This window comes from Azospirillum rugosum, from assembly GCF_017876155.1.
GTDB classification, from domain to species: domain Bacteria; phylum Pseudomonadota; class Alphaproteobacteria; order Azospirillales; family Azospirillaceae; genus Azospirillum; species Azospirillum rugosum.
Window position 1 is genome coordinate 140,107 of sequence record NZ_JAGINP010000010.1, and the last position, 23,232, is coordinate 163,338.

Annotated in this window: 13 protein-coding genes and 1 pseudogene; 6 read left to right on the forward strand and 8 right to left on the reverse strand. The window is 69.1% G+C overall.

The features are described 5' to 3' along the window. The first annotated feature begins 257 nt into the window (after positions 1 to 257). The 4 genes from J2851_RS15390 (at position 258) to J2851_RS15405 (ending at position 4,201) form a co-directional block, all read left to right on the forward strand. Positions 258 to 494: an AbrB/MazE/SpoVT family DNA-binding domain-containing protein gene (locus J2851_RS15390; protein WP_209767261.1), complete on the forward strand. Its 237-nt coding sequence runs from the start codon at positions 258 to 260 to the stop codon at positions 492 to 494. A gap of 6 nt (positions 495 to 500) precedes the next feature. Continuing rightward, the gene (locus tag J2851_RS15395) at positions 501 to 908 is read left to right on the forward strand and encodes a type II toxin-antitoxin system VapC family toxin (protein WP_209767262.1); all 408 of its coding nucleotides are present in this window, start codon (positions 501 to 503) and stop codon (positions 906 to 908) included. Positions 909 to 1,391: 483 nt separating this feature from the next. Continuing rightward, positions 1,392 to 2,984, forward strand: a complete 1,593-nt coding sequence (locus J2851_RS15400; protein ID WP_209767263.1) for a tetratricopeptide repeat-containing sulfotransferase family protein — start codon at positions 1,392 to 1,394, stop codon at positions 2,982 to 2,984. An 8-nt stretch (positions 2,985 to 2,992) separates the two neighbouring features. Then, positions 2,993 to 4,201: a glycosyltransferase family 9 protein gene (locus J2851_RS15405; RefSeq protein ID WP_211114335.1), complete on the forward strand. Its 1,209-nt coding sequence runs from the start codon at positions 2,993 to 2,995 to the stop codon at positions 4,199 to 4,201. Positions 4,202 to 4,263: 62 nt separating this feature from the next. Here the strand turns inward: J2851_RS15405 and J2851_RS15410 are convergent, their stop codons facing one another. Together J2851_RS15410 and J2851_RS15415 are read right to left on the reverse strand one after the other, a co-directional pair. Next, complete coding sequence (locus J2851_RS15410; protein WP_209767264.1) at positions 4,264 to 8,109, reverse strand: autotransporter outer membrane beta-barrel domain-containing protein; 3,846 nt, start codon at positions 8,107 to 8,109, stop codon at positions 4,264 to 4,266. Positions 8,110 to 8,700: 591 nt separating this feature from the next. After that, the gene (locus J2851_RS15415) at positions 8,701 to 15,618 is read right to left on the reverse strand and encodes a DUF4347 domain-containing protein (RefSeq protein WP_209767265.1); all 6,918 of its coding nucleotides are present in this window, start codon (positions 15,616 to 15,618) and stop codon (positions 8,701 to 8,703) included. A 364-nt stretch (positions 15,619 to 15,982) separates the two neighbouring features. Between J2851_RS15415 and J2851_RS15420 the strand changes: the two are divergent. Then, positions 15,983 to 16,150: pseudogene (locus tag J2851_RS15420) on the forward strand (IS3 family transposase); the annotation flags it as partial. A 326-nt stretch (positions 16,151 to 16,476) separates the two neighbouring features. Here the strand turns inward: J2851_RS15420 and J2851_RS15425 are convergent. The 5 genes from J2851_RS15425 to J2851_RS15445 form a co-directional block, all read right to left on the reverse strand. Further along, a complete protein-coding gene (locus tag J2851_RS15425; protein ID WP_209767266.1) occupies positions 16,477 to 17,592 on the reverse strand; it encodes an LLM class flavin-dependent oxidoreductase in 1,116 nt (371 codons plus the stop codon). 66 nt (positions 17,593 to 17,658) lie between these two features. After that, positions 17,659 to 18,207, reverse strand: a complete 549-nt coding sequence (locus J2851_RS15430) for a flavin reductase family protein (RefSeq protein ID WP_209767267.1) — start codon at positions 18,205 to 18,207, stop codon at positions 17,659 to 17,661. Positions 18,208 to 18,284: 77 nt separating this feature from the next. Continuing rightward, positions 18,285 to 19,052, reverse strand: a complete 768-nt coding sequence (locus J2851_RS15435; protein ID WP_209767268.1) for an aldolase/citrate lyase family protein — start codon at positions 19,050 to 19,052, stop codon at positions 18,285 to 18,287. An 8-nt stretch (positions 19,053 to 19,060) separates the two neighbouring features. Continuing rightward, positions 19,061 to 19,867, reverse strand: coding sequence for a 2-oxo-hept-4-ene-1,7-dioate hydratase (gene hpaH / locus J2851_RS15440; RefSeq protein WP_209767269.1), 807 nt, complete (start codon positions 19,865 to 19,867; stop codon positions 19,061 to 19,063). A gap of 25 nt (positions 19,868 to 19,892) precedes the next feature. Continuing rightward, positions 19,893 to 21,008, reverse strand: coding sequence for a cupin domain-containing protein (locus J2851_RS15445; RefSeq protein WP_209767270.1), 1,116 nt, complete (start codon positions 21,006 to 21,008; stop codon positions 19,893 to 19,895). Positions 21,009 to 21,173: 165 nt separating this feature from the next. Between J2851_RS15445 and J2851_RS15450 the strand changes: the two genes are divergently transcribed. Further along, positions 21,174 to 21,758 (forward strand): TetR/AcrR family transcriptional regulator, encoded by a 585-nt coding sequence (locus tag J2851_RS15450; protein ID WP_209767271.1) that lies wholly within the window; start codon positions 21,174 to 21,176, stop codon positions 21,756 to 21,758. 42 nt (positions 21,759 to 21,800) lie between these two features. On the opposite strand, the gene J2851_RS15455 is transcribed toward J2851_RS15450, so the two are convergent. Further along, positions 21,801 to 23,144: an MFS transporter gene (locus J2851_RS15455; RefSeq protein ID WP_209767272.1), complete on the reverse strand. Its 1,344-nt coding sequence runs from the start codon at positions 23,142 to 23,144 to the stop codon at positions 21,801 to 21,803. Between the last annotated feature and the right edge of the window lie 88 nt (positions 23,145 to 23,232).

The following is a 23,232-nucleotide window of genomic DNA, read 5'->3' on the forward strand; positions in this document are numbered from 1 at the left end:
CGAGCCGGAGGAGAGGCGCCCGCCGGAACGGGCGCCATCCTGCGTGCCTTCCCTTACGACGCCCCGACCGACGGTTCCTTGTCCTGAGGCCGGTCGATGCCCGGCAGCTTCAGGGCCTGCCGCTCGAACAGCGGATGCCGGCGCCCAGAATTATGCCCTTACGGGCGCCGAGGCGAACCTGCTGTGCGGTCCCTTGCAGGACGTCACTGACCGCGCTAAGTAATACTCGACACTATACCGGTATTACCGAGGCGGCCATGGCCACGACGCTCACCACCAAGGGGCAAGTCACCATTCCGAAGCCGATCCGCGACCGATTGGGACTCGGTCCCGGCAGCGCCGTGGAATTCGAGATCGCGGAGGACGGACGTGTCCTTCTGAGACGGGCGGACCGAACGGTGCCGGCAAAGAGCCGGTTCGAACGGCTGCGGGGCCGCGCCACCGCGGGCTTGAGCACGGATCAGATCATGGCGCTGACGCGCGGCGAGGACTGACCGCCGATGACCCTGGTGGACACCAACGTGCTCCTCGATCTCGTCACGAACGATCCGGTGTGGGCGGATTGGTCCATCCGGCAGTTGGACAGTGCCGCCGTCAAGGGACCGCTGATCATCAACGACATCGTCTATGCCGAGTTGTCGGTGGGCTTTGAACGGATCGAGGACCTTGACGATCTGCTCGACGAGGCCGGAATCGCCATGGACGAGATCCCGCGCGAAGCCCTGTTCCTGGCCGGCAAGGCGTTCCGCCGCTACCGGGCCGCAGGAGGCTCCCGCTCCGGCGTGCTTCCGGACTTCTTCATTGGCGCCCATGCCGCCGTGCTCGGGCTGCCGCTGCTGACCCGCGACGCCAAACGCTACCGGTCGTATTTCCCGTCCGTTGTTCTTATGGCCCCGGAAGCTCAGTAGAATCGGCAAGGTCGAGCACCCCGGTGGCGCCGCATAATTTTTCCATAATTCATCTTATGAGAGTTGAGTGCTAAGCAGGGTGGGTTCTATCCTGAAGTGCAACTCTCGTGTCAGAACAAGGGCTTAGCGGCTTCCGGGGGTCCGGATGGGCACGCAGTATTCTCATATCGATCTGGCGGAACGGCGGCGCATTCGGAGCCGTGGCCCGCCGACCGGTAACGCCAACCTTCCCAGAGGACAAAATGCACTCTTTCCGAGATGTAAAATCCTAGAACAGGCCAGCGTCGCACTTCAATTTGAATCCGCGGAACGCGGTCGCTCCCGGCCGCAAACGCTGCAACGGATCCCATGCCACGGCCCGGGTCGGCCCCGCTTGCCGCCGCTCCGGCCCTTCACTATCCTGGCGCCGCATCCATGTGCCCCTGCCCGGTCGGGGTGCCCGACGGCGCCCGCGGGCGTCCAGCCGCCAAGGACCCGCCCGTTATGCCGACCATGCCCAACGACCCGCCAAGGGCCGACGCCCGTCCGAGCGGTGCCTTCGAGGCTGCGGCGCTGGAGCGGAGGTTGCGGGCCGCACCCGACGACCTCCTGGCGACGCAGGAGCTGGCCGGGCTGCTTTTCCGAACGGGCCGCACGGCGGAGGCCGAGGCTTACGCCCGCAACGCGGTTCGGCTGGCGCCGGAGAACGCGCGCTCACACACGCTGATGGCGCTGGTGCTGGCCGACACCCACCGGCCCCAAGCCGCCGAGTTCCATCATCGCCGGGCGTTGGCCCTCGCACCGCCGGACGCCGCGACGGTGGCCAATCTCGCCTGGAGCTTGACGCAGCAGGGCCGCCTGGACGAAGCCCGGCGGACCTACCGGCGGGCCGCGGTCCTGCACCCGTCCATCGCCCAGACGTGGCATGGCTGGGCGCAGACCGAGGATGCGGCCCGCGATCTCCCTGCCGCGCAACGCTTGCTGGACCGCGCCCGGCGGCTCGATCCCGACCACCGCGGCGCCGACACCTTCGCGGCGGCTCTGCTGGCCCGGCGCGGCGACCCGGAGCAGGCCTTGGCGGTGCTGGACACCGCGGCCAAGCGGGGGGCCGACCCCGACGCGCTGCTGGAGAAGGGACGCATCCTCGACCAAATGGGCCGCCACGACGAGGCTTTCGCCGCCTTCGCCGCCGGCAAGGCCCTGCTGCGGCGGGCCGGACACCGCTACGCCGAGGAGGAGGCGGTGGACCTGATCGCGCGCCTCGCCGCCTTCTTCGTGGCGCCGCGCCTGCGCCTGATGCCACGGCCGGACAAGCCCGCCGCCGGGCCGCAGCCGGTGTTCATCGCGGGCGCCCCGCGCTCGGGCACCACGTTGGTCGAGCAGATCCTCTCCTGCCACCCGGCCGTCGCCGCGGGGGACGAGCTGCCGGCGCTTGGCGCGGTGGTCCGGGCGCTGCCGCAGACTCTGGGCAGCCCGCTCGGCTATCCCGAAGCGCTGTCGGAGCTGTGGATGGGTGACCGGCGCGACGGGCTGGAGCGGCTGCGCGACGCCTATCTGCGCGATGCCCGCAAGCTGGTTCCGGTCAAGCCCGGCCACACGCTGTTCACCGACAAAATGCCGTTCAACGAGACGCATCTCGGCCTGATCGCGCTGATGTTCCCGGCCGCGCCGGTCGTTCATGTGCTGCGCCATCCGCTGGACGTGGTGCTGTCGATGATGGGCACCAACCTGACCCACGGCTTCCACTGCGCCAACGATGTGGAGACGGCGGCCCGCCACGTCCTGCGGGTGTTCGATCTGGTGGAGCATTACCGGCGCGAGATGCCGCTGCGCTACCTGCCGCTGCGCTATGAGGATCTGGTGCGGGAACCGGAGCCGGCGGTGCGGCGGTTGCTGGGCTTCCTCGGGCTGGGCTTCGACCGGCGCTGCCTGCGCTTCGAGGAGAACCGGCGCTACGCCCGCACGCCCAGCCACGCCCTGGTCGCGGAGAAGCTCTACAGCCGTTCCATCGACCGGCACCGTGCCTACAGGACCCATTTGAAGCCGGTGATCCCGATCCTGGAGCCGGTCATTCACGGGCTGGGCTACAGCCTGTAGCCGCCGCCATGCCGATTGCGCCGTCCGACAGCGACCTGTGCGAAATCCGCCGCCGCGAAGGCCATCTGGAGGCTGCCACCGCTCATGGCCGCCGCGCCGTCGCGCTCGATCCCGGCGACGCGGCGGGCTGGTACAATCTTGGCGTGGCACTCTACGACCGGCTGGAGGTCGAGGCGTCGATCGCCTGCGAACGGCGGGCCGTCCGGCTGCGCCCGGACTGGCCGGGACCGCATTTCGAACTGGCCGAGGGGCTGTTGCTGTCCGGGCGGCTGGAGGACGGCTGGCGGGAGTATGAATGGCGCTGGCGGCTGCCCGGCGTTCCACCGCTGGTGCCGCCCGCGATCCTGGAGCGGTCGAGGCAGGCTGCCCCGCGGCCTTGGGATGGATCCCCTCTGTCCGGCGGCACCCTGCTGCTGGTCGCGGACCAGGGCTTCGGCGACACCATTCAGTTCGCGCGCTATGTGCCGATGGTCGCGGCGCTCTGCCCGAATCTGGCGGTCGCGTGCAGCCCGGACATGCTGCCCGTCATCCGCTCCATTCCCGGCGGGCACCGGGCCTTCACCGCCTGGGAGGAGGCGCCGCCCTTCGACGCCTACGCCGCCCTGTCCAGCCTGCCAGGGCTGTTCGGGACAACGCTCAGGAGCATCCCGGCGCCGGTCCCCTACCTGCGGGCCGAGCCGGAGCGGGTGGAGCGCTGGAAGGATCGTTTGGATGGCCTGCTCCCCCGCGGCTACCGCCGCGTCGGGCTGGTCTGGGCCGGACGGCCGACCCATGGGAACGACCGCAACCGCTCTTTGAAGCTGGAACGGCTGGCGCCGGTCTTCGCGCTGGAGAAGACGGCGCTGGTGTCGCTCCAGAAGGGGCCGGCGCAGGCCGAGGCTGCCTGCTACTACGGGGCGGCGCCGCTGGTCGATCTGGGGCCGGAGTTGGAAAGCTTCGCCGACACCATGGCGGTGCTGACCCTGCTCGACCACCTGGTCTGCGTGGACACGGCGGTCGCCCATCTGGCCGGGGCCATGGGGCGCCCGGCCGCGGTCCTGCTGCCCTACGCGCCGGACTGGCGCTGGCTGCTGGGCCACGGCAGAACGCCTTGGTATCCCACCGTCACGCTGCATCGGCAGCCGGCGCCCGGTCGGTGGGATGAGGCCGTCCGTAGCGCCATCGCGGCGGTGACGGGACGCGCGCTCACGGCTTCAGGGCGGCCAGCCCGTCGGTGATCCCTTTGGTGGAGATCGGAAAGGCCGCCGCCTGCGCACCGTCCGCATCGCCGCCCCGACCCTCACAGCTTCCACTTCAGGCCGGCGGTCGCCGACAGGGTGTTCTCGCGGGCGCGGATCGCGTCCTGGACGCCGATGGTGGCGCTCAGCCGGTCGTCCAGCGCCACGCCCAGCCCGGCGCCGACCACCAGGGCGTCGCGGCCCGGCCGGCTGGCGTCGGCGGAGAAGGCCACCCCGCCCAGCCGGTTGGTGGTGGTCGACGTCGCGTCGGCGAAGTCATGCTCCCACGCCAAGGCGGCGTTCGGCAGCAGGCGCCAGCCGCCGACCGTCACGCCGGTGCCGGCGCGCACGCCGACCGCGCTGCGCAGGCTGGTCCAGCCCGCCGCCTCGACGTCCAGCGCCACGCCGCCGCCGGACTCGCGGAACGCCTCGCGGGTGATCCGGTCGAAGCGCAGGCCGGCCCGCGGCTCGACCCAGGCGCTGTCCGACCCGGCGAACGCCATGCGGTGCCCGGCGGCGACCTCCACCGAGAAGTCATGGCCATCCGCCGTGCCGCTGGCGCCCTGCCCCACCCTGCCGATGGCGATGCCGCGGGAGGCGTCGTAGTTGGCGTAGCCGTAGCCGATGGCGCCCTCCACATAGGGGCTGTCCGCCGACCCGCGCATGGTCCAGGAGCCGTAGAGCGTCGCCTGATAGCTGTCCACGTCGGCCTTGCCCAGCCCGTCGCGCGAAGTGACGCGGTTGCGCAGGTAGCCGAGCGCGATGCCGCCGCTCACGCCGTTCTCGTAACTGTGGTCCGCGCCCAGCAGGAAGCCGCCGATCCGCTCGGTGGTGCCGGCGGCGTTGCCGTCCGAACCGGTCCGGCTGTAGGCCGCCAGCGGCTGGCCCCACACGCCGCCCGAGCCGCGGGTATCGCCACCAGTGTTGCCGACCGCGAGCGCGCCGTTACCGTTGCCGGCCAACTGGACGCTGGAGGACGACGCCTCGCCACCGCGCAGTGCCGACAGGCGGCCCTCCACCGCGCTGCCGAACAGTCGGCGGCTTGTGCGGTCGGCGGCCAGCGTGTCGGCGTGCAGCTTGCCCGAGAGTTGGTCGAGCGCCCCGGCGATGCCGCTGCCCGGCAGGCCGTAGAGGCCGCCGAACAGCGGGGCGGCGACGCCCTCCAGCCGGGCCCCGGCGGCGGGGCGCAGCGCGTCCACCGCCGCGCCGGCGGCCTGCTGGTTGCGCGTGCCGCCGCGGACCGCGTAGCTGGTCGGCGTGACCACCAGCCGGACGGCGGTGGCGTCGTACAGCGTGTCGAAACGGGTGCCGGCCTCCAGCCCCGCCCCCGGCTGCGTCACGGCGGCGAAGCTGCCCGACACTCCGCCGTCCGCCTGGACGATGGTGAAACTCTGCCCCAGCGTGGCGGTGTAGCTGTTGGTCGCGTCGCCGCTGATGCCGCGCAGCACCGGAGCCAGCGTGCCGCCGGCGGTGAAGGACGCCCCCTGCACCCGGATCTGGTCGTGCCGGCCGGCGCCGAAGCCGGCGGTCGGGCCGTCGATCTCCGCGCGCAGGACGCTGGTCCCGGTCAGCGTCACCGCGGACTGGAAGGTCAGCACGCCGGGCGAGTTGCCGGGCGACAGGGTGCCGGCCAGCGTGGCCGGGCCACGGACTGTGCCGCTGCCGCTGAAGGTCGAGCCGGGGCTGGTGGAGAGCGACCCGGTGACCACGCCGTTGACGGAAACCGCCCCGCCGCTTCCCACGGTGACCGCGCCGGTGCTGCCGGTGGCGGCCACGGTGACGGTGCCGTCGCCGACCGTGACCGGGGCCATGACGGCGCCGGCCAGGGTGGCGCTGCCGCCGGACGACACGGTGACCGCGCCGTTGACCGCGCCGTAGGCGGCGACGGTCAGGGCGCCGCCCTCGACCGCCAGCGTGCCGCCGACGCCGCCGCCCTCGACCACGGTCATGGCGCCGCCGCGGGCCACCGTCACCGGAACGGCCACGACGCCGCCGACCGTGGCGCTGGCGCCGTTGTTCAGGGTCAGCGTGCCGCCGGCGACCACGCCGCTCTTCGCGACGGTCAGGGCCGCGCCGTCGCCGACCGACAGGCCGCCCGCGTTGGCGAGCTGGCCGGAGACGACCACCGCGCCGGGACCGGACGCGGCCAGCGCGCCGCTGCCGCCGACCGCCCCCGCCAGGGTGACGGTGCTGCCGTCCGGCGTGATGGTGCCGCCGCGGCCGGTCACGGTGACCGACTGGCCGACCGTCAGCGGCGACGCCGGGCGCAGCGTGCCGCCGTCGAAGGTGACCGTGCTGCCCTGGACCGCGCCGTCGCCGTTGGTGAAGCTCGGGCGGCTGGTGTCGATCACACCGGTCGCCGGAGGTGTCGGAGTGGGCGTCGGATCAGGAGTGGGGTTGGGCGTCGGGTTCGGTGTCGGGTCCGGATTCGGCGTGGGGTTGGGCGTCGGATCGGGGTTGGGGGTGGGATCAGGATTTGGATTGGGGGTCGGATCGGGATCGGGCTGCGGCGTCACCTTGGTCAGGGTGAGCTGAACGCGCTTGTTCGCCGTGTCGAAGGTGGCCGTCGGGGTCAACGTCGCGTCGCTGTTGGTGACGGCGGTGAAGGCGCCGGACAAGCCGCCCGTGGCGGTCAGGATGGTGTAGGTCGTGCTGTCGCCGTACCCGCTGCCGGTGGAGGTGACGGACAGCGCGCCGCCCATCGTGGCGGTGCCGGTGACGGCCAGCTTGCTGGCGGCGGCGGCGGTCGTCCGGACCGCCAGCGTGCTGCCGCTCTGCTGCGTGTAGTTGCCGGTGACCGTCAAGGTTCCGGGCGTGGCGGAGCCGCCGGGCGACAGGGTGGTGCCGGTCGGGCTGGTCACGTTGCCGACGACCGTCCCGGTTCCGGTCAGCGTCGTGCCGCCGCTGAGCTGCAGATTGGTGGTGAGGGAGCCGTTGACGCGCAGCGTGCCGGCCTGGACGTTCGTGGTGGTGGCCGAACTGGCGCCGCCCAGCGTCCAATCCGTTCCGTTCAGGGTGAGGGTGGTCAGGCCGGACACCGGTCCGGACAGGGTGCCGCTGCCTTCCAACAGCAGGACCTGGCTGGCGCCCGCGGCCTGGATGCCGCCGGACACGAGGCTGCCGTCCTTCAGGTTGATGAAGCTGCCGGCCCCGAACCCCATCGTCTTGATCGCGCTGTAGCCGCTTCCGGCGGCGATCGTCCCATGGTTGACGATGGTCGAGACGCCGGTGACGGAAAGCGCGTCGCCGGTGCCGATGATCGTGCCGTAGTTGGTGATGGTGGACGGCGTGAGCAGGCCGGCGACCATCACCGCCGCGTAATCCGACTGCATGGAGGCCGTCGCCGACCGGACGTTCTTGATCAGCGCCGTGCTGTTGGACGGGGACCCGTTGGTGATGCTGACCGCATGGGCGGATTCGATGGCGGCCCAGTTGCCGATGATCGTCCCGGTGTTCTGGACGACCGACTTCAGCGAACCCGCCGAGTTGGCGAACAGGATGCCGTCGTAGGTCTTCGGCACCTCGATCAGTCCGGAATTGATGACGGTGCCGTAGGTCTGCCCGTAGATGCCGTCGGCCTGATAGAAGTTCGTGTCGACCGAAATCTTGATCGTGCCCTGGTTGGTCAGGGTCCAGCCGCCGGGCGACTGGACCCACACGCCGGTGGTCAGGTCGGTGTATTGGTTCCCGGTGCCGCTGTCCACCACGCCGCCGGTGCTGGTGATGAGGATGTTGCTTCCCGTCGGGTAGAAGGTCTGGTTCTGGACCGTGGACAGCGTTTGCGCCGACGCCGCGCTGCCGGCCAGCGACACGCCGAGCGCGATGGGTGCGGCGACCATGGCCGGAAGGCGGCCGCCCGACATCAGGCTTTGGCGGATCGACTCAAGGGAGGACGGCGACGGCGGCATGGGCGATTCACCTTGCGAGCGGGGCTTACGCGTTACGACCAATGGTTTATATCATCCAATCATAACGGGTACCTCTTGGTGCCGCCAATTCAAAATACAAATCGAAGCAAAAGCATCGCAATCAATGTTTATCTAATGTCTCCAGAACATTCTCGATAACGCGAAATATGTACTGCAAATGGCGGAGCGAAATTCACTAAGACTGTGGACGATGAATAGTTATACGCAACAGACCAAAGGCCGGCCTGGGAAGGTGGCTTTCCACAAGTAACCATTTCATTTGTGGTCGAATTTACAGATGCAGCAATTTGTCGAAAGCTGCGTTGGCGCAAGGGCATCAGGGCGTCCTCGCGGCGTCAATGCCGCAAATTCCGACATCGGAGGTTAACGGACGGAGCAACGTCGGCCGGTTCGGCGCGCGACCCGCTCACTGCATGTGGCGATGGTGGATGTCTGGATCGCGGGCGTGCGCGTGCTCCATCGCCTTGGATCTCCACGGCGACGCCCGAAAGCACGGTCCAACGGAACCGGAGCGAGGCGCCCGCCGCAGCGGGCGCCTTTCTCCCAGCACGCCTGCTCCCGTTGGATGCCTCAGGCGAACCAGCGGGCGATGTCGCCGGTCTGACCAAGGCCGGTCTGACCAAGGATGGTGATGCGGCCGCCGTTCCCGAGGTCGAGGGTCGTGTTGCCGCCCTCCACCCGGGCGGAGCGGATCACCGCGCCGAGGTCGATGCCCGGGTCGGTGAAGGCCAGACGGTCCTCGCCCGCCCGGAAGTCGGCCACCACCGTTCCGCCCGACGACCGGCCAAGCGCGAAGACGTCGCGGCCCGCGCCGCCCCACAGCGTGTCGGCCCCGCCGTCGGCGAACAGCAGGTCGTCGCCCGCCCCGCCGTTCAGCAGGTCGTCGCCCAACCCGCCGAACAGCGTGTCGTTGCCGGCCTCGCCCAGCACCGTGTCGTTGCCCGCCTCGCCGGACGCCAGGTCGTTCCCGTCGCCCAGGCCGATCAGGTCGCTGCCGTCGCCGCCCAGCGCGGTGTCGTTCCCCGCCCCGGCGTTCAGCGTGTCGTTGCCGGCCTCCCCGACCAGGAAGTCCGCCCCGTCCTCGCCGAACAGCAGGTCGTTGCCCGCCCCGCCGACCACCGTGTCGTTGCCGGCCTCGCCGGTCAGCGTGTCGTCGCCGGCCTCGCCGAACAGGATGTCGTTGCCCGTCCCGCCGAAGCCGCGGTCGTTGCCGATGCCGCCGCCGATCAGGTCGTCGCCGGCACCGCCCAGCACCCAGTCGTCGCCTTCGCCGCCCATGACCACGTCGTTGCCGTCGTCGCCGAACAGCGTGTCGTTGCCCCCGGCGCTGGCCACCGTGTCGTCGCCGGCCCCGCCGTGCAGCTCGTCGTCGCCGGCCCCCAGATACAGCCACTGCCTGCCGGCGTCGCCATAGACCACCTGCTCGCCCTCGCCGCCGACCAGCGTGGCGTTACCGATCACCGCCGCGAACTGGATGTTATCCAGCTGGATGGTCACCGGCGCGTTCACGCCGCTGGTGTTCAGCACGACCGCGGTCGGCGTGGCGCTGGCCTGGGTGTTGCCGCCCAGCGCACTGCCGGCCACCTTCGCCTGCACGCTTTGGCCGGCCGTGCCGTCCGGCGCGCTGAAGTCGATGGACCGCACCAGAAGCTGCGTCTGCTCCGACAACGCCTTCAGGAAGCCGCTTCCGCCGTCGGTCAGGCCGGTGCGCGAGGACGAGCCGGCGTCCGTCCGCGCCTCGATCGCGCGGATCAGGCCGGCCAGCGACTGCGTCGGGTTCTGGCGCGCCGCCGTGCCGCTCGCCGTCATCCCGATGCCGGCCGACAGCCCGACCGAAAGCGTCGTCGCCGTGGTGCCGCCCACCGTCTCCTGCACCACGGGCACGTCGGCCAACCCGGCGTTCGACGTCGACGGATCCTCGACACGGCCGCTGGACGGCGCCTGCACCACCACCGTGGTGACGGTGCGCCCCGCGTTCTGCGTGGTCAGGGTTTGCACCGGCACGCCGTCAACCTGCACCGCGGTCGCCTTGGCCACCGAGGCGGTCGCCGCCGGGGCGCTGTTGCCCGCGGCGTCGCTCGCCGTCAGCGACAGCAGCAGCGTGCCGTCGTACAGGCCGGAGACGTCCAGCCCCCCGACGGTGAGGCTGCCGCCGTCGGTCAGCGTGCCGGTGCCGGTCAGCGGCGTGCCGCCGCCGGCCGAGCTGAGCGTCCAGCGGACCGTGCTGCCCGCCTCGCCGCCGCTGATCTGGAAGGAGACGCTGGTTTGCGTGCTGCGGTCGATGGCGGCGGTGGAGAAGCCCACCGTCGGTCGCCCCGGCGCCTGCGTGTCGACCAGCACAGTGCTCACCGCGGACGCCGGGCTGCGGTTGCCGGCGGCGTCGGTGGCGGTCGCGGTGAGGGCGTAACGGCCATCGGCCAGCGGCGCGGAGCCGAGAGCCGCCGTCCAGCTGCCGTCGGCGCCGGCGACCACCGTGGCCAGCAGCGTGCCGTTGTCCGACACCTCCACCCGGCTGCCGGCCTCGGCGGTGCCGCGCACCACCAGCGTGGTGTCGTTGGTCACCGTCACCGGCGCGGTCGCCGCGGCGTCGGTGAACACGCCGAGCAGGGTCGGCGCGGTCGGCGCCGTCCGGTCGTAGGTTACGGTCCGGCTGGCCGGCGCGGCGGCGTTGCCGGCGGCGTCGGAGACGGCGGCGGTGATCGTCAGCGGCCCCTCGGCGAAGGATTGCACCTCGCCGCCGGTCAGCGACACCGTCCAGGCGTTGGCGCTCACCGTGGCGGTCTTCGTCACGCCGCCGACGGTGACGGTCACCGTCTGCCCGTCCTCGACGCCCGACGTGATGCCCGACACCGCCACGGCGGCATGGTCCTCGACGCCGCTGATGCGGTCGTCGCCCGCCACCGAGCCGATGGCGACGCTCGGCGCCGTCCGGTCGTAGACGATGGACCTGGACGCCGGCGTGGCGGCGTTGCCCGCGAGGTCGGAGACGGCGGCGGTGATCGTCGTGGAGCCTTCCGTCAGCCCCTGCACCTCGCCGCTGGTCAGCGACACCGTCCAGGCATTGGCGTTCACCGTGGCGGTCTTCGTCACGCCGCCGACGGTGACGGTCACCATCTGCCCGTCCTCGACGCCCGACGTGGTGCCCGACACCGCCACGGCGGACTGGTCCTCGACGGCGCTGATGCGGTCGTCGCCCGCCACCGTGCCGATGGCGACCGTGGGGGCCGTGCGGTCGAACGTGACCGTCAGGCCGCCGGAGTCGCCGCTTTCCGCCCCGCCGACGACCTGCCGGACGGTGACGTTGACCGGTCCGCCGAGGCCGGAAACATCGACGTCGGCAAAGCTGTAGGCGCCCGCCGCATCGGCGGCGGCGGTGGCCCGCAGCGTCCCGTCGGCGTACAGCCGCACCGTCGCGTTGGCGGCGGCACCGCTGCCGGTGACGGTGACGCTGCCCGCCTTGGTGATGTTGTCGGTGTTGCTGCCCCCCGTGTCGGACGCCGCGGCGAGGTCCGGCACGCCCGGGGCTCCCGGCGCGATCGACAGGCTGGCGGTGTCCGTCGCCGCGGAGAAGGCGGACGCGCCGCCCCCGCCGCCGGTCGCCACCTTGGTTCCGGCGGTCCCGGCGCTCTGATCCCACGCCCGGAAGGTGATCGCCGCGATGAGGAGGCCGGCGTTGCCGCCGGTCGGCTGGTAATAGAGCCGGTCCGTCGTGCGCAGCAGCAACGCGCTTCCGCTGTCGTTCACCGTGCCGACCACGGCCCAGTTGGCGCCGCCGTCGGTGCTGTAATACCAGGTGCCTCCGGCCGACGTGTCCACGCCGACCAGGGCGATGCCGGTGACGGCGCCGCTGTCCACATCGGTGACGTTGGTGCCGATCGCCACGAGCGACGAGACCGCCGCCCCGACCGCGCCGCTCGGCGCGCCGGCGGCTTGGGCGACGCCCGGCAGAACCAGGACGGTGTCGCTCAGCACCGGGGCGTCGTTCACCGCGGCCACGGCGACGCCCGCCGTGGCGCTGCCGGCGCTGTACTGGCCGCCGGCCCCCAGCCCGCCGTTCGCGGTGGTGTCGTTGCCGGCGGTGGTGCCCGCCGTGCCGGACGTCTGGTCCCACGCCTTGAAGGTGATGCCGCCCGTCGCCGACCCGTTGTAATTGGCGTTCGGCACGAAGCGCACCCGGTCGGTGCCGGCGAGCAGCAGCGCCGAACCGCCCGAGGCGCCGGTGATGGCGGTCCAGCTTCCGGTCCCGGGCTTGTACTCCCAGGTGCCGTTGCTGTTGTCCACCGCCGTGACGGCGATGCCCAGCGCGTTGCCGTCCGCATCGGTGGCGGTGCCGGCCGACGCCAGGATGCCGGCGACGGAGTCGCCGTCGTTGCCGCTGGCGTCCTCGTCGATGCCCGTCAGGCTGCGGACGTCCGCGCTCATCACCGGAGCCTCGTTGGCGCCGGCGATGGTGACGGTCAGGAGCTTGCTGTCGCTCAGGGCGCCGTCGCTGACCGTGACGGTGAAGGTCTCCGACGCGCTGGCCGTCAGGGCGTTGATCGCGCCGTCCGCCGGGACATAGACATACCGCCCCGTGGCGCTGTCGAGATGGAGGGTCCCATAGGTTCCCGCCATCGAAAGGTCGTAGGTGAGGCCGTTCGACGTGAAGCTGGCCGCCGTGCCTCCCGTAATGCCATAGGTCCGGGCGTCGCCATCGGCGTCGGCCGAACCGAGCGTCCCGGTCTGAGGCGCGAAGCTGTCGGCGATGGCCGTGTCGGTCAGGCTGATGGGCAATGGCGCGGTGAGCGACGGCGCGCTGTTGTCGATGGCCTTGAAGGCGGAGGTCGCCGTCTGCGTGCCGCCCTTGCCGTCATTCGCCGTCACCACCACGCGCAGGTATTTGTGCGCGTCCGAGGTCGTCAGCGAGTAACTGGTCGATGTCGCCCCGGTGATCGCCGCGGCGTTGGAGCCGTTGCCATCGTCCGCCCGGTACCATTGATAGCTGTAGGTCCGACCGTCACCGTCCGGATCGCTCCAGACGCCGTTCGAGGTGGACAGCGCGTTGCCCACCGCCGCCGTCCCGGTCACCGTCGGCGCCACGCTGTTCACCGGCGCGCTGTTGGTGATCGTGGTGTAGGCGGAGGAGGCTGTCTGCGTGCCGCCGTTGCCGTCGTTGGCCGTCACCACCACGCGCAAGTACTTGTGCGCGTCCGTGGTCGTCAGCGAATAGCCGGTGGACGTCGCCCCGGTGATCGCCGTGGCATTGGTGCCGTTTTCGTCGTCCGCCCGATACCACTGGTAGGTGTAGCCCAGGCTGTCGCCGTCCGGATCGGTCCAGGTGCCGGTCGTGGCGGACAGGGCGTTGCCCACCGTCGCCGTCCCCGACACCACGGGAACCGCGCTGTTCACCGGCGCCCCATTTCCCCCCGCAATGGCCGTGCGGGTCGAGGTGGCGGTCTGCGTTCCACCGTTGCCGTCGTTGGCCGTCACCACCACGCGCAGGTACTTGCCGAGATCGCCCGCCACCGGCGTGTAGCTGCTGGCCGTGGCCCCGCTGATCGCCGCCTCGGAGTCTCCGGCGCTGCTGTTCGCCCGGTACCATTGGTAGCTGTAGGTCCGGCCGTCGCCGTCCGCGTCGCTCCAGGTGCCGTTCGAGGTGGACAGGGCGTTGCCCACCGTCGCCGTGCCCGTCACCGTCGGCACAAGGCTGTTCACCGGCGCGCTGTTGGTGATCGCCGTGTAGGCGGAGGAGGCGACCTGCGTTCCGCCGTTGCCGTCGTTGGCCGTCACCACCACGCGCAGGTACTTGTGCGCGTCCGACGTGGTCAGTGTGTAGCTGGTCGACGTCGCCCCGGTGATCGTCGTGGCGTTGGTGCCGTATTCGTCGTCCGCCCTATACCACTTATAGGTGTAGCTCAGGCTGTCACCGTCCGAATCGGTCCAGGTGCCGGTGGTGGTGGACAGCGCATTGCCCACCGTCGCCGTCCCCGACACCGTCGGATTGGCAGTGTTCACCGGCACGGAGTTGAGCGCGGCGAGTTTGATGTCGGCGAAGGGGCTGTTGTTGGTGACCTGGAAACTCGTCAGGGCCGGCGCATTGGTGAAGACGATGACGACGTCGGTCCCTCCGCCGAAGGTGCCGTTCTTGTCATAATCCACCGTCAGCGTCTTGGTGGCGCTGTTGTATTGCAGATGGCTGGACGCCAGATTCTGGGCGGCCCCGCCGGTCAGACGGATGATGTCGCCGCTCTCCAGCGTCGTGATGACGTCGCCGTTGGGGTCGAGGAACACGTCGTTCCCGGCGCCGCCGTTCAGGACGTCGGTGCCGGCCTCGCCGTTCAGCGTGTCGTTGCCGGCCCCGCCGTTGAGCGTGTCGTCGCCGTTGCCGCCCTTGAGCGAATCGTTCTGGGCCGTGCCCGTGAGCACGTCGGACCCGCCACCGCCATTCATCGTGAGTCCGCCCGACAGCGTCACGGCGGAACCATCGATTTTCAGCCCGGTGGTGGTGGTCTGGCCGCTGTAGCCGCCCGTGATGGCGACGATGAGGGTGTTGTTCGAATCCGTCAGCGTGCCGGGAAGGACCAGCGTGTCTCCCGGCGTCGTGCTGTAGAAGCGGATGATGTCGTTGCCGTCCCCGGTGTCGATGAACTCCGTGGCGCCCAGTTCGGAACCGCTGGTGTAGCCGATGACGTCGTTTCCGGCCCCGCCGATGATGGAATCGTTTCCGGCCCCGCCGACGATCGTGTCGTTGTCCTCGCCGCCCTGGATCGTGTCGTCGCCGTTGCCGCCCTGGATCGTGTCGTTGCCGGCGTCGCCATACAGCAGGTCGTTGCCGTCACCGCCGACCAGGCTGTCGTTTCCGTCACCTCCGGAAAGGGTGTCGTTTCCGGCAAGCCCGCTCAGGGTGTCGGCGCCGGCGGTGCCCGTCAGCGGGTCGTTCCCGGCGGTGCCGGTGAAGGTGTCCAGCGCATGGGCATAGCTCTCGAACGCCAGGGGCGAGGCTTCCAGGCTTCCGAGCACGGTTTCCAGAATCCAGTTCCCGCCGACGGCGAAGCCCCCCGTCCGATTGGCGGAGGCCGCGACGTCCGCCCCGGTCGCGTCCGCCAGCGCGGCGATGAAGGGCCCGCCGTTTCCGCTCGCCACGTCGCAGCCGTACAGGAGCAGGTCGCCCTCGTCGGTCAGCGCGCCGCCCAGCGCGCCCAGTTCGGCCGAGCGGGCCTGCACGGCGGCGGCATCGAGGATGAGCGTGCCCAGCCGGACCTGCCCCTCGGCGCCATGGCTCAGCACATGGATCGCGTCATACCCTTCCTTGTCCGCCGCCCAGGCGGCCATCTGCGCCAGCCCGTCCGCCGAGCCGTCCAGGAGCACGACCTCGATCCCTGCCGCCACGCCGCCCGCGAGCGCCTGCCAGTCGGCAAGGCTGGCGTCGATGAACACGGCCTCCTTGCGTCCGCCGTTGATGGCGGGATCGCAGGGGCGCAGCACCAGAGGGGTGACGGAAAAATCCATGGGGTTGGTCCTGTCCATGCTTTGCCCTTGCTATTTCAATTAGGCGGAGCAGCCGGCCTGCGGTCTTCAGCTGAAAGTGGTTCTTCGCGATAGATAGAATACATACGAATTTCTATTTACCGGAATACGCAGTACGGTTTCAATGGGCTGGCAACCTCTGTCGAAAGTTGCAGAAAAAGTGTCAATACGCGACGGGGTGTCGCGCATTGCAACTGACGGTCCTGGACGGAACGGAAAGGAGACGATCGCGACGTCCCGACGTCGGTGCGCATGTCAGTTGTCGGCGGACAGCCGGAATGCAGAGCCAGTATTGAACCGCGCTTGGATTCTCGGAGGCCCCGTTTCTTGAGTGACTGGGGTCACCATGACGAAATCGGCATCACACAAATGCGCTCCTGAAGTCGGCGAGCGCGCGGTTCGGATGGTGTTCGAGCACGCGGGGGATCACGCCTCGCAGTGGGCGGCGATCAGCTCGATCGCGGCGACGATCGGCTGCACGGCGGAGACGTTGCGGGGCTGGGTCCGGCAGGCCTTTTTGCCGGGATGCTGGCGCTGTCCAGCGCCGCCCGGCTCCAATCGATCCGCTTGGCTCTCGCGCGGACGCCCGCAGCTGCCCGCCGGCTTCACCGGCGGGAGCGACGGCTCGATGACGGACTACAAACGGTCGGGAAGAAGGGGCGCTGCCATGCCCTCCCAACAGCCGCAAGGCCAGTTTGTTGGGTGCACTTAAAGCGGATTGCGATCCGCTTTGGACCGCGACCGCGGGCCCGGCCGCTCATGCGGCCGAAGCCCGACCGGCGAATGAGGTCATATGAAGCTAAAGCGAATGCAAATTCGCTTTAGGCCCCTCCTCGGGGGTCAGATCACGCGCACTCCCGCCTGACGCAGAAGCGGCATGACCTCGGCGTTGAAGGCCGGCATCTCGGCGTTGCAGTCGAACCAGGACAGCAACAGCCCGTCGAGACCGACCTTGGACAGTTTCACCAGCCGGTCCGCGATCACCTCGGCCGAGCCGATCAGCGGGATTCCGCCGCTGCCTGCCTTGAAACGCTCGCGCAGGGCAATCAGTACGTGGGGCGGCAAGACCTGGGTGTTCATCGCCTGGAGTTTCAGCCAGCCATCCACGCATTCCTCGTCGCCCCACTGGTTGACGTAATAATCGTGGAACTCCTCCGCTTCCTTGGTGGTCGGCCGCTGAACGACATTGCCGAAGGACCACACCTGGATCTCGCGGCCATATTCCTTGCGGGCGAAATCCTTGTACTCGGCAACCTGCGCGGCGTTCTGATCGGGATCGTCGGACTTCAAGATGACGAAGGCCACATCCGCGTTCTTGGCCGCGAAATGCATTCCCCGGCCGGACCCTCCGGCGTTCATGATCGGAGGCATCGCCCCTTGCAACGGCCGGGGCAGCGAGATGCCCTTGCGGATCGTATAGAACTTGCCCTCATGGTCGAAGGCCTCCTGCTCGCCCCAGAGCCGACGCAGCAGCATGAGCCATTCGTCGGCCTGGTCGTAGCGGTCGTCATGTTCGCGCATGGCGGCGCCGAACATCTCCAGCTCGGGGCGATTCCAGCCCGCCACCACGTTCAGGCCAAAGCGCCCGCCCGAGATGTGGTCGATCGTCGCGGTCTGCTTGGCGGCCAGGATGGGATGGACGGTCGGAATATGCGAGGTCACGAAGACACCGCTTTTCTCCGTCGCCTGGCTCACACCGGCGGCGAAGGTGTAAGCGTCATAGACGATGCCATTCTGATGGACAGGATCGTCCTCAATGAAGCCCTTCCAGCGGGCGAAAGGCACGATCACCTCGAAATTGCCCTCTTCGGCCAGCCGCGCGGCCTCAATGGTGCGCTGCCAGCTGAGCTTGGGATAATCGGGCGCCCTGGTCATGGCGATACCAGCCGCGTTCATGCCGAAATGGCCCAGTTTCAGTTTGTTTGGGCCGTAAATCGGGTGGAGTCCGTCGGTCATTTCAGGCAACCATTCAAAATTGGAATTGGAGCAACATCGCCGGGCGATGGCATGAATGCCGGCGGATCAGGTGGAAGCGACGCCGCCAAGGGAGACATAATTGCGGCCGAAATAGATTGAGGGGCTCCCTTCCGCCGGACCGCAGGCCGCGTTCACCTTGCCGATGAAAACGGTGTGGGTCAGGATCGGCGTCTGGGCCAGAACCTCGCAGTCGAGCCAGAAATAGGCATCGCGCAGAACCGGGACTCCGTTCCCGGTTTCGATCCAGTCGCCGCTGGCGTATTTCCCTTCGTTTTTCTCGCCGTTCATTCCGGCGAAGCGGTTCGAAATGTCATGCTGCCCTTCACGCAGGAAATTGACGCCGAAGCGCTGGACACGGCAAAGCGGCTCATGCGCCTCCGCATTGTGATTGACGCAGATCAGCACCGAGGGCGGCTTGATGCTGAAGGATGAGAGCGACGTGACGGACAACCCAAAGCGGCGGCCGTCGTGATCCCGGCATGTGATGATCGCCACCGCGGCTGCGTTCAGCGACATCAAATGCTTGAATTTCGCAAGGAATTCCGGGGAGTCGTGACTGGTGCACGTCCCGGCTTCCAGCGTGCTTGACGCCATTTTTTCCTCCCTATGTGACGTGATTGATTGGCTTTGCGCCCCCGGCGAACCCCCGCAGCGGCGGATCCGGCCAAACGCTATCCCGGGAAATGTCCACGCAATGCCGTCAGACCCGCGCGCAGGACGCTGACGTCATTGCCGACGGCGACGAAGGTCAGGCCGGCCGCCAACCAGGATTTCGCCAACGCGGGATCCGACGTCAGCCCTCCCACCGGCAGTCCGGCGGCAATGATCCTGTTCGCGGCGGAAAGCATGGCCTGCTGGACTTCGGGCGCGGCAGGGCGGCCGAGATGGCCCATGTCGGCGGCCAGATCGGCGGTGCCGATGAAGATCCCGTCCACCCCTTCGACGGCGCAGATGGCCTCAATGTTCGCAAGGCCCTTCACCGTCTCGACCTGCAGCAGCAGGCAGGCCCTTTCGTTGGCACGTGCAAGATAGTCGGTGTCGGCCCCAAATCGGGAGGCGCGCGCGAGGGCCGACCCGACCCCCCGGCGCCCTCGGGGCGGATAGTGCATCGCCTCGGCCAGCCGCTTGGCCTGCTCGGCGGTCTCGATCATCGGGGCGAGGATCGTGCGCACCCCGGCGTCGGTCGCCTGTTTGAGGAAGTTTAGGTCATTGACCGGAATGCGCAGCACCGGCTCGCCGCCGCAATCTTGCATCGCCTGCAGCTGGGCAACCACCGTGGTGATGGTGTTGGGCGCGTGTTCGGCGTCGATGACGTACCAGTCGAAGCCGCACTGGCCGCAAAGCTCGGCCGTATAGGCGGAGGCCATGGCCATCCACAGCCCGACCTGCGGCGTCCTCGCTTCGAGGGCGGCCTTGAAGGCGTTGGTCTGACGATCCATCGCTGTCCCTATTCGAAAAAGCAGGAGATGGTGCCCAGCGGACCGTAGTCGGCGGTGACCGTGGCGGCAGGGCCGGTCTCGATCGGCCGGATGAAGGATCCGGACAGGATGATCTCGCCGGGCTCGACGCCCTGCCCCATCCCGGCGAGCCGCCGCACCAGCCAGGCCACGCCGCGCGCCGGGTGGTTCAGCACGCCGGCGCCCAAGCCGGTTTCCTCGACGACGCCGTTGCGGCTGACGATGGCGCCGGCCCGGCGCATGTCGATCCGGTCCGGGCGGGCCGGCGTTCCGCCGAGGACGTAGCCCGCGTTTGCGGCGTTGTCGGCGATGGTGTCGCAGACGGTGCGGGTCTTGCCGGTGTCGCGGCACACCCGTTCGATCCGCGTGTCGAGGATTTCCAGCGCCGGAACCACGTATTCGGTGGCGCGCAGCACGTCGAGGACGTCGGTGTCCGGCCCGGACAGCCCGGTGTGCAGGACGAAGGCCAGCTCGGCCTCGATCCGCGGCTGGATGAAGCGGCCGCGCGGGATGGTCGCGCCATCCTCAAACGCCATGGTGTTGAACAGCACGCCGGAATCCGGCGTGTCGATGTTCAGCGCCGCCTGCATCGCCCGCGAGGTCAGGCCGATCTTCCAGCCGGTCGGCACTTCCCCCGCTGCGCGCTTCAGCGCCACCAGCCCGTCCTGGATGCGGTAGCTGTCGGCGATGGTCATGCCCGGATGCAGGGTCGAAAGGTGCCCGATCTGCCGCCTCGTGCCTTCGGCCTCAAAAAGACGGCGCGCCGCCGACGCGACCTCGGCTTCGTTCAATGTCATGCGGCATCCTCCAGCGCGCGGCGAGTCACTTCCCGGCTTCCCGCGGGAAGACGAAGCCCTTCTGCCCTTCTTCGTTGCCCAGGGAGAGGATCGGCTGGTCGGGGCTTTCCTGCCAGAGCAGCGAGCCCAGGGCGATCTGCATCGGATGGTCCTGCACCGTCAGCACGGTCCAGCCATCCTTGCCGACATAGTGGGCATGCTCCAGCCAGCTCGGCGCCGAAAGCAGAAGATCGCCCGCCTTCCAGTCCACGCGCTGGCCGTCCACGATGCTGTAGCCGTGTCCCGTTCGATGGTAGTTGATCGAGGCGGAGGTGTGGAAATGGCCGCGCGTGCCGGCGTAGGGCGGCGTGCCGGGCGAGGCGCCGGCGTAGGTGGCGAAATGCACCGGGGTCGTGCCCTGGCGCCTCTCGGTGGCCGGGTTGTAGAGCAGCCAGATGCCGCGCTTGTTCGGGTCGTCGTTGTGGCCGGGGTTGATCGGCAGATAGGGCGCGATGTCCTCCCATTGCCAATGCAGCGGCGGGTTCGGCACCGGCTCGATGTCCGTCAGGTGCTCGTAGCCGCGAAGCTCCGTCCCGGTCGAGGGCAGCCGGTGGATCGGCCCGGTCTTGCGGGTGTACGGCCGTTCGGCGGGCAGGGCGTCCGCGACGTCCGGCTTCGGCTCGGGGATCGGCAGGTTTTCCTCGGCCCAATAGGCGCCGATCCGGCGCAGGAAGGCCGCGTTCGAATAGGTGAGCCAGGCCCAGAGCTGATCGGAGGTGTTCTCGTAATAATAAGGCTTCATCGAAGGCACGGTCCACACGTCGCTTTCCCGGATCGGGAAATGCGTGGTGGCGACGCTGGCGCGCCCGCCGCCGAGGATCGACGTTTCCAGAAGCGAGTAGTTGCCCCGCCGCACCGGGGTGCGCTCACCGGGTTTCAGCACGGTGATCGTCACCTCGGTGACCGGGGTGAAGCTGGGGATCCCGTCGGTGGCCCTGGGATGCACGATGCTGGACGCACGATAGCCCGAGGCCGGCATGTCGCCGGCGGCAAGACGCGTGATCTCGGCGTCGATCGCCTCCTTCGGGACCAGATAGGCGCTCCAGGCGTCCCGCTCCACGGGGGCCGCCGCCGAGGGCGTTCCAAAGGTGATCATGTTCATTGTGCCTTCCTCCCATTTGCCGGCCGCCGGGGGCGGCGAGCGGGTGTAGTCTTTTGACTACAGTTCCCAAACTGTAACCAATGGACTACAAACTGTCCATCGAAAAACGTTGGTGGCACGACCAATTGGGCGCTGCCGGAGTTCTATTGTTTCAGCGGGGGACGCATGACTGAGGACAAGCCGTTCGGGCGGGATGCCACCACGGCGGCGCTGCTGGACGCGGCGGACACGCTGTTCGGCGAAAAGGGGCCGAGCGCGGTGACGGTGCGCGAGATTTCGGCGCGGGCGAACGTGAACCACGCGCTGCTGCATCGGCATTTCGGCACGAAGGAGGCGCTGCTCGATGCGATCATCGACAAGCACATGAACGCCAGCAAGGCCGTCATCGAGGAGGCTGCGGAGCCGGATCTGGCAATCCGCAACCTGCTGCGCTATCTGGTCTCGCAGCCCGCCTTCACCCGGACCTTCGCCCATCTGATCCTCGACCAGCGCCCGCTTTCGGACTTCGTCCGCAAGAACGGCGGCACGGCGGATCTGGCCGCGTTGCTGCATCGGACGGGGATTGACGAGGCCGAGACTCGCGCGATCGCGGCCGTGGTGATCTCGTTCTCGCTGGGCTGGACCCTGTTCCGGGATTTGGCCCGCTACGCCGCCTCCTGCGACGACGGGACGGAGCAGCTCGACGAGCGGGCAATCGCGATGCTCACGGACCTGTTGCATCGGGCGATGGCGGGCGCGAAAGCCGGTTGAGGCCGGTTCGCGCGCCCGCCATCGCCCTTTACTCCCCCGCCCCTACTCCCCCGCCCGCGCCACGGCCATTCCGGCAGCGCCGGGCGCCGGCCGGCGCAGGAAGACCGCGCCCACGGCGCCGGACAGCACGATCATGCCCAACGGATAGAACAGCCCGGCGTGGATGTAGCCGGTCTCGCGCACCAGCGTCAGGCAGACCAGCGGCAGCAGGCCGCCGATCAGGCTGAAGGCGATGTTGAACGGCAGCGAGACGGAGGTGTATCGCATCTGCGGCGGAAACTGCTCGGACATGAAGGCGGCGTAGGGGCCGTAGATCGCGGCGAACAGAACCGTCAGCGCGGCGACCAGCGCGACCAGCAAGGCGAGGCTGTGCGACTGAGCCGCATGCTCCAGCCCGAAGAAGATCGGGAAGAGCAGGAGCGCGTTCAGAGCCAGGCCGGTGAAGATCACGCGCCGCCGGCCAAACCGGTCGGACAGCCCGCCCATGATGGGGAAGAACGGGATCCCCAGAAGGATTCCGGCGGCGAGGCCCGTCGAGACGAAGATGGGATCGGCCTTCAGGATCGCCTGAAGAAAGATCCCGCAGTACAGGAACAGGATCCCGCTCATCGCGGCCACCCCGGCGGACACGCCGAACAGCGCCACCAGCATGGCCCGGATGTTCGCGCCGTCGCTCAACGCGGCCTTCACCGGCGATTTTTCGAGCGTCCCGCGCCGTTCCATCTCGCGGAAGACCGGCGATTCCTCGGCCCCGGCGCGGATCCACAGCGAGATCAGCACCAGCGCCAGCGACATCAGGAACGGCAGCCGCCACCCCCAGGACGCGAACTGCTCCGCCGTCGTGCTGCTGCGCACCAGCAGCGTCACGCCCGTCGCGCACAGCAGGCCGATTCCCGCGGTCGTCTGGATCCAGCCCGTCCAATAGCCCATCTCGCGCGGCGAGGCGTTCTCCGCGACGTAGATCGCCGCACCGCCGTATTCGCCGCCAAGAGCGATGCCCTGCATCATCCGCAGGACGATCAGCAGCACCGGCGCCAGAAGGCCGACATGCTCGTAGGTCGGCAGCAGGCCGATGGCCACGGTGGACGCCCCCATGATCAGCATCGTGATCACGAAGGTGCGCTTTCGCCCGATGCGGTCGCCCATGGCGCCGAAGAACAGGCCGCCGAGCGGCCGCAGCAGATAGCCCGTCGCGAAGGTGCCCACGCTGAGCAGGACGCCGGCGATCGGGTCCCCTTTCGGGAAGAAGATGTCCGCCAGGAACACCGCCAGCGTGGCGTAGATGAAAAAGTCATACCATTCGACGATCGTTCCCGCCGACGAGGCGAGAATCACCCTCAGCATCGGCCGCCGGTGGCTGCCGTCATCCACACGTCCCATCATCATCGTTTCCTCCCGGGGCTTATTCTTGAAACGGGCACTCGCCTGGAAACGCCGGCCCCGGAGCCTCGCGCCGGGGATGCCGACGGCCGCG